The following is a 7390-nucleotide window of genomic DNA, read 5'->3' on the forward strand; positions in this document are numbered from 1 at the left end:
CACTCTCTTGGTGTTTGACGGAGTATTTCTACTCCTTCTTCCAATAAGTGCGAGCTAAAAATTGCTTCGCGAATTCAGTCTTCTAAACCCGCTTAAATCTTCAGCGCCCGCTCTTATCGGTCGTCGATAAATTTTTAAAGAACTTGCTTGATTTCTCAAGCGCAGAATTGCTATTTTACAGAACTGAAAATTCTTGTCAACTGAAACAGGAAAATTCAATGTAAAAATTTGTTTCTGCATCTCGAACAGCGCTTGGCGTTGTTCAATGAGGCGTGCATTTTACACATATTTTTGAGTTCGTCAAATCAAGACTCGATTTGAGGTAGAGACTTTTATTACTTCGTCTTTTCAGATGAGCGCTATTGACTCTTTTCCGCTGACAGTTTTTTGATTGCGTTCTTATCCGGCCACACCAGGATCAGCATGTTGGTGATAATCGCCGCGGCACCAAACAGTTCATAACCGTTAAAGGTTGTATGAAGAATTAAAAAAGAAAAGAGCACAGCCGAAAACGGCTCGAATGAGCCCAGAATTGCTGAAATAGAGGGAATAACATACATCGTGCTTCTGAGATAGCACCAAAATGCTGCCACAGTTCCGAACGCGATAATGAACAGATAACAGCCGACGGACGCCCATGTCCAGTCGACGTCCATGCTAAATGGATCGGTAAAGAAACAAGCGATCGTCCCGCCCACAACCATGCCCCAGCCCACGACCAGCGAGACACCGATACGCTCTATCACGGCTTTTGGCTGGACGGTACAGAATGCTCCAAACGCTGCAGAGACAATTCCCCAAAAAGCGCCGGCAGATGCAATATCCAAAGAGTCAAAATTTCCCTTGGTTACGAGAAGCGCAACACCGGATACGGCCAATACGAGACAAAAAAGTTCCTTGGCAGACGGCAGTCTATGTTTCGCTGCGGCCATGTAAAACATAATCATTAGCGGCCCGAACCCAACCATAATCGCAGCTGTACCTGCATTACTTGCATGAATCGCGATAAAAAACGTGTATTGGATTAAAAGGACACCCACTCCGTAAATGAGGATGTCTCGGATATTTCTTTTATCCTTAAAAGGCAGAAATAAACTCCTAGGTCCTTCTGACACTGCAGAGATGAGAAGAAGAAGTATGCCGGCACCGATTAAGCGAAGTGCTGTCAGATCATCAGCTTCAAAACGACAGTTCTCAAACAAATATTGAGCAGCAACACCCATAGTGCCCCAGCAGCATCCTGCAAAAGCCGCTAAGAAAATTCCTTTCCATATACCAAACATGATGTCTCCGCTGTTAATCGCGTTCTTTCGCAGGAAAACTTGCTCTTTGCATCTTCATCGTTCAACGCCGAGAGAGCTTCGCTTGAAACAAGTCAATAGATTTCGCAATGGGATTTTACTCAAGGAAAAGGTTCTTATCCAAGAAAGAACACTGATAACACGCTCACTAGAAGGTAATTGAGCCAGATTTTTTTTGTGGTCTTTTTTACATTTTTTGAAGCTCAATCGTCATCTCGTTTATCGGAACTGTTCAATACCAACAACTTTATTGCATTTAAAAATGAATCAAAGGTCAAACAGCAACCAAACAGCCTTAAAAGGCTCTCTTTTTATTTGCACTAGAACCCAGAACCTTTAAGTTGAAGGTCTTAATCAAGTTGTGGTCTTTTTCTCATATTTAAAAGCATCTTTCCTATACCTGCTCTTTGTTTAGAATAAAAAAATACGAAAGGCACTGCTATGAACGAAATTCCAAACGATTCTATTAATTCGTCTTACTCGGAGACACTGGCTCCTAAATCCACGGAGATTGAACAGGCTATCTTAGGAGCGCTTCTCTCCAATCCGGAATCGTTCTATTTGATGGAACCGACCCTTACTCCGGAAGATTTCTACAGTCATGCAAACCGACTCATTTATGGCGAAATGGTTTCAATGATCAACAGCGGACAGCAGACAGATCTGCTGACAGTCTTTGATCGGCTTAGAGCGGACGGAAAAGAAAAGGAGTCCGGCGGCCTTCCCTACTTAAACAACTTAATTGAATCCAGCTCAAGTTCCGTTAATCTCAGTCAATACGCTGCAATTCTGAGAGACAAGTCTTTAAAACGTTTATTGCTGCAGACAATTGCGCGTTTAGAGGCCGAGATCGGGCAGCGAAAGACTGCCTCCGCGGTTCAGTTAATCGATACCGTGCAGGCAGAGATTTTAAAAATTAATCCCGACGAAGAAGGAAAAAGCGGCTTTACATCAGCAAACCAAATGCTCGACAAGCTCACAGAATCAATGCTTGATGCAGTGAACGCTCCAGATAAAATTCAAGGAGCTGAAAGCGGAATAGAAGAGTTTGATCTTCTGACTAACGGGTTTAAGCCCGGTCAGCTCATTGTGCTGGCAGCAAGGCCTTCAGTCGGCAAAACTGCGTTTGCGCTTCAGGTAGCCAGATACACAGCAACAGTAAGAAGTCTTCCGGTCGCTATTTTTTCTATTGAAATGGGCAAAGAAGAAATAATTAAGCGACTGGTAAGTGCTCAAAGCCGAATCGATATTTCGGCAATTGAATCTGGTCAGCTATCCGCTCCTCAATGGAGAACTTATTACGAAACAATGGAAGTGCTGAAGAAAGCAGCTTTGTTTGTTGACGATTCAGGCCTTATTAACTTGTACCGTCTGAAGTCAAAAGCAAGGCAATTAAAGGCTCGTTTAGGCAAACTGGGTCTAATTGTAGTTGACTACCTTCAGCTAATTGATGATGAAGGCGATACAGAATCCCAGGAAAATCGCGCGATGAAGCTAGGGGCTCTTTCTCGAGGTTTGAAACTATTGGCAAAAGAATTGTCCTGTCCGATACTTTTGCTCTCTCAGCTCAATCGCAATGTAGAAAACAGGCCCAGCAGAAAACCTATGCTGTCTGATTTGAGAGAGTCCGGTGCAATTGAGCAGGACGCGGATATGGTAATTTTCTTATATTCACTAGCTAAATACGGATTAGAGCCTGGAGACAGCCGTACTGTTTATATCGAATTGGCTAAAAACAGAAACGGTGCTGTAGGACAAACTTCAGTTATCTTTGATGGAGAGCATCAGAGATTTGAAGAAATTAACGCTTGGAAGCAAATCTGAAAAAGCAGGTCCCGGCCTGCATACTAAATAGTATGCTGTAGGAGGGCTCTAGCCGGGACCTGGGAAAAATTACAAAGCCGAAAGATAGCATAAATACGGTATCTAGTAAATAACCTTAGTCAATTATTAGGCTTTAGCTCTGAAATCGGCAATCCTTCTTTTTTCTTTTTATTAATTAATTTTTTTCTTTTTAAGGCTCTTTTTTTATGTTAAAAAACAAAAAGTTATAAGCCTTTTTATGTGAAAAAGACCACATAATATGCAGAAAAGACCACAAAAGCCGCATTTATTTCTGTAGAAAAGACCAAATAAGATGAGTAAAAGACCACAAGATGTTTCGTTTAAATGTGAAAAAGACCACAATATTATGTAAAAAAGACCACATATCTATGTGAAAAAGACCACATTTGATGAAGAAAACACAACAAAAGATAGGCTAATTGTGAGAAAATCGGGAAATACATAGTGATTAGGCGGTCTTTAGATATGACAAAGTACACTGCGCAAGGAGAGTTCGATCTTGAGACTCAGCCTGCACCCGAAAAAAATGTTAAAAAGACCACAGCTCTGTCCAAAGATTGGAACAGTAATGCTGTGGTCGTTAAGTCCAATGATTTGCTGACGGCAAAGACAAATCTTTCCTTGAATGAACTCAGAATTATTCTCGTCGCTATCAGTAAGATTGATTCGGTTACTGATCAGGTGAGAAGCGATGCTGTTTATTGGGTATCGGCAAAAGAACTTAGGGAAATCGGAAGCGAACGATCCAAGGCATACAAATACCTTCAAAATGCTGTTAACACGCTCTACAACCGAAGCGTTATCCGTACTTTCGGTTCAAATGGCAAGGAGCGTGATGAGTTCCGCTGGATCTCAAAAGTCTCTTACCGAAGCGGCATGATTGGCTTAACGTTCTCACAGGAAGTTCTTCCTTTCCTTACGAAGATTCGTTCGAATTTCATTCGGTATCCGATTAAGCAGATTTCTGAACTAAAGAGTGTCTCAACACTCCGATTCTTTGAGCTCTGCGTGCGCTGGCGCGGCCAGGTAAAGAAGATGTCTATTGAGGAGCTCAAAGAAATCCTTAATATTCCTCAGAAGAAGCTCAATGGCGACGTTGCCAGAATTGTTCGCGAATGCACTGCTAAGATCAATGAAGCTAAGAAAATCGATTTCTATGTTGAGAGCGAGTTTATCCGCACCGGTCGTCGGTTCACAGATATCATCTTCTCAGTTAAGAGTCGAAGAAAAGACGCTGTTCCGAGTACGTTATCCGTCCCGCAGGAAGAGTGGGAAGGCATGGTCAAGGACCTGACCGGATACAGTGACGAAGATTGGCGTGGACTGATTTTGAGTGAACAGCAGAGAAGCTATTTTGCGAAGAAACTTGCCAATTATCAGGACGGCGGCGTAGGTACTCGATTTGCAAGAGACTATCTCAGTCGATGCGGTTCCGCTGCTGATTCCAACGACTCTTGGATCAGATGGATTCAAACGAAGCTTGCAGATCCCGCATTCGTGTATGAAGTTAGAGTTTTTCTGAATGATGTCGGATTTAAACCTTCTTCAGCAAAGCATAAGTAATATGAGAAAAAGACCACAATTTTGTGGTCTTTTTCTCATGTATCCAAGACAATCTTACGTTCAGCTGTGGTCTTTTTCACATTTTATTTCTGCAGCTCTGAAATAGACTGAAGAATGATCTTGTCTGCAGGGACTGAGACAACCTTGTGGTCTTTTTCGCATAATACGCAGACCTCATTTGGATTCTTCGCAATCAGTCTGGGCAGAAGATGACCGTTTATGAGATGGCCGGATTCAGATAAAAAAGAAACAGCGATGTTTACCGGTGCGGCAGATGGGACTCTTCTGATGCCGTTAGGAATCTCTTTCTTTTTCAATCGGTCTTCGTAAGACTTAACTTTCTGTTTCTTTTCGTGGCTCTCTTTTGACGCATTCAGGCTGTTAAGCAGACGCTGCGCAGCAGGACGACTGATACATCCGTCTTCATCTCGGCAGGACGCAAGCAAACGCTCTGCATTTGCGCTTTTTTCGAAGATCGAGTTAACAATTTGCGCTGTTTGCGGGTCGTTTATGAACGAGTCGTTAATAAACTGTTTCACGAGAGGATGAGCTGAAGCGAGCGAAGCGATTCGAGAAATATAGGTTCTGTCTTTCCCTAAACGCTTTGCGATTTCTGTCTGATTATGTCCGAGCTGAACTAAGTCACTAATGCTGCTGACCAGATCGCAAAGTTTCATATTTTCGCGCTGGATATTCTCAGTGAGCTGACCAAAAATGCGGTCGGCCTCATTTTTAGGAGCCTCAACAACAATAGCTTCTATTTCTGACAGTCCGGCCTGCTTGGCGGCCAACCAGCGGCGTTCGCCCTGGAGGATGACGTAGTTCCCGTTTTCGGACTTGGCGACTGAAATTGGCAGCAGCTGACCGCTCTTCATAGATTCTGCCAGTTCGCCAATATTTTCCATGACAGTACGGACCTGCGGCTTCGCATCAATTTGGTCCAGAGGAATGGTTTTTAATGTTTTGCCGTTGACTTTATTTGGTTCAACGGAGCTACTGAAATCGGTCAGACTTTTAATATTCTTCGGATTGAACGATTGTGTTTTCGGCTTGTTAATTTTAAAAGTCTTCATATAGTTACGATGCTTTGATTCGGTTTAAAAGTTCTTTAAAGAGGTGTTCAAGCTCTTCAAAAGAGCGTTTCCCGTTTCTGATTTCTGAGACCGGTATCCCCATTGTTGTCGCTGCGTCAATTGGGGCTCGATGGTGCAGTTTGGAGTCAAAAACGACACAGTCGGTTTCATTCTTTAGGAACTCCAAAGTTGCTTTTGCGGACGCAGAGTCGTCATATTCATTTACGACAACTCCAAGGAATTTCAAATTCGGATTGTAGTTTTCATGAACGGCATGAATTGTTTTCACCATACCGGACACGCCGCCAATCGCATAGCCGGATAACTTGATCGGGCATACGACGTAATCGGCTACAATCAGGCCGCCAAGGAGTTTTCTACCAAGTGACGGAGGACAATCGACGATGATGTAGTCGTACTCTTCCTTGAGCGCTTTGATATGAATCGCCGGATTTTTAACCACTGAAAAATCACGGCTTTCAATATCGTAACCTTCATTTGAATTTTGCTCGGAACCGATCAAGTCGATTTTATAAGGTGTATCTTGAATAGACAGTTCTTCCAGATTTGGCTCGAACAGCGCAGCTGAGGAAGTGCCCTCATAAGGCTGGCCCTGTGTCAAGGATTCGGTGGTATTACCCTGTGAGTCGATATCTACAACGAGAACTTTTTTCTTTTCCTTAGTGGCAAAGTAAAAAGCCGCTTGAACGGTGAGCGTTGACTTACCGACACCACCCTTTTGGTTGGCAAATGCTATTACAGTCCCCATTGAGATTCCTTTGATGTTTCAAGTTAGTCTAATTTTAGCGGTCTTTCTAATTGATGTGAACAAGTTCACACATCAGAAATACTAAGAAGCCAGGTTCTATGTGAACATGTTCACACGAAGGTAAAAGATCAAAATCTGTGGTTTTTTTTACATTTTTACTAGAGAAAATGGTTCAAAAGTCTTGTTTGAGAAATCATGTTCTCAGCACTCGTAGAGAAAAATATGTGAAAAAGACCACAAATAATTTTGGAAGGAACAATGTTTTATTCATAGTCGAGTTATTTTGATAGCATTAAAAAGTTAAGTAACATGCGTTCTATCCTTTGTATGTGAAAAAGACCACAGTATGGTCGATAAAAAAGTGAACATGTTCACAGTTAGGGATTATTCTTTCCTAGTACAAAGAGAACAATTCCGTTTCTAAAAGCTTTAAAGCACGAAACATATGTCGACAGAATTTGCTTACCGACAGTTTCTCATAATAAAAAACAGTTATAGCGGAAGGACAGCGTAAATATTATGTGCATTTGACCACAAAATTATTGTCGGTAGAAGCAAAAGATTCTTTTGAGTCGATTCAAAGTGCTTAAGCGCAGCAAGAAAGGAGCGGTTGTACTCTCAAATATGTGCTTTTGACCACAAAATTTCGAGTGGAAGTTAGCCGTTGCCTATCGTGAACATGTTCACGGCCGCCGGAGAATGGGTTTTATAAACGAAAATATTATTCCCCCTCATTACAGACAAAATAAAACCTCTCACCGCCCCGACTTTTCCAGAAAAATGTATCAATAAGCTTCTTTAACCTTCTGAATATTCAACGATAAATTCGAAATTTTTTC

5 protein-coding genes are annotated in these 7390 nt (G+C 42.1%); 2 read left to right on the forward strand and 3 right to left on the reverse strand.

Annotation, left to right across the window (positions count from 1 at the left end; all coding sequences use genetic code 11):
* Positions 1–359: 359 nt before the first annotated feature.
* Positions 360–1283, reverse strand: a complete 924-nt coding sequence (locus E5987_RS12105) for a DMT family transporter (protein ID WP_160336336.1) — start codon at positions 1281–1283, stop codon at positions 360–362.
* Between the two features lie 459 nt (positions 1284–1742).
* Between E5987_RS12105 and dnaB the strand changes: the two genes are divergently transcribed.
* Both dnaB and E5987_RS12115 read left to right on the forward strand, forming a co-directional pair.
* A complete protein-coding gene (dnaB, locus tag E5987_RS12110) occupies positions 1743–3125 on the forward strand; it encodes a replicative DNA helicase (RefSeq protein ID WP_160336337.1) in 1383 nt (460 codons plus the stop codon).
* Positions 3126–3611: 486 nt separating this feature from the next.
* Positions 3612–4709, forward strand: a complete 1098-nt coding sequence (locus E5987_RS12115; RefSeq protein ID WP_160336338.1) for a replication initiation protein — start codon at positions 3612–3614, stop codon at positions 4707–4709.
* A gap of 83 nt (positions 4710–4792) precedes the next feature.
* Here the strand turns inward: E5987_RS12115 and E5987_RS12120 are convergent, their stop codons facing one another.
* Positions 4793–5782 carry a ParB/RepB/Spo0J family partition protein gene (locus E5987_RS12120; RefSeq protein WP_160336339.1) on the reverse strand — a complete coding sequence of 330 codons (990 nt, stop codon included), beginning with the start codon at positions 5780–5782 and terminating at the stop codon, positions 4793–4795.
* A 4-nt stretch (positions 5783–5786) separates the two neighbouring features.
* Positions 5787–6551, reverse strand: coding sequence for a ParA family protein (locus tag E5987_RS12125; RefSeq protein WP_160336340.1), 765 nt, complete (start codon positions 6549–6551; stop codon positions 5787–5789).
* Positions 6552–7390: the final 839 nt, after the last annotated feature.

It is taken from the genome of Parasutterella muris, assembly GCF_009767915.1.
GTDB classification, from domain to species: Bacteria; Pseudomonadota; Gammaproteobacteria; order Burkholderiales; family Burkholderiaceae_F; genus Parasutterella; species Parasutterella muris.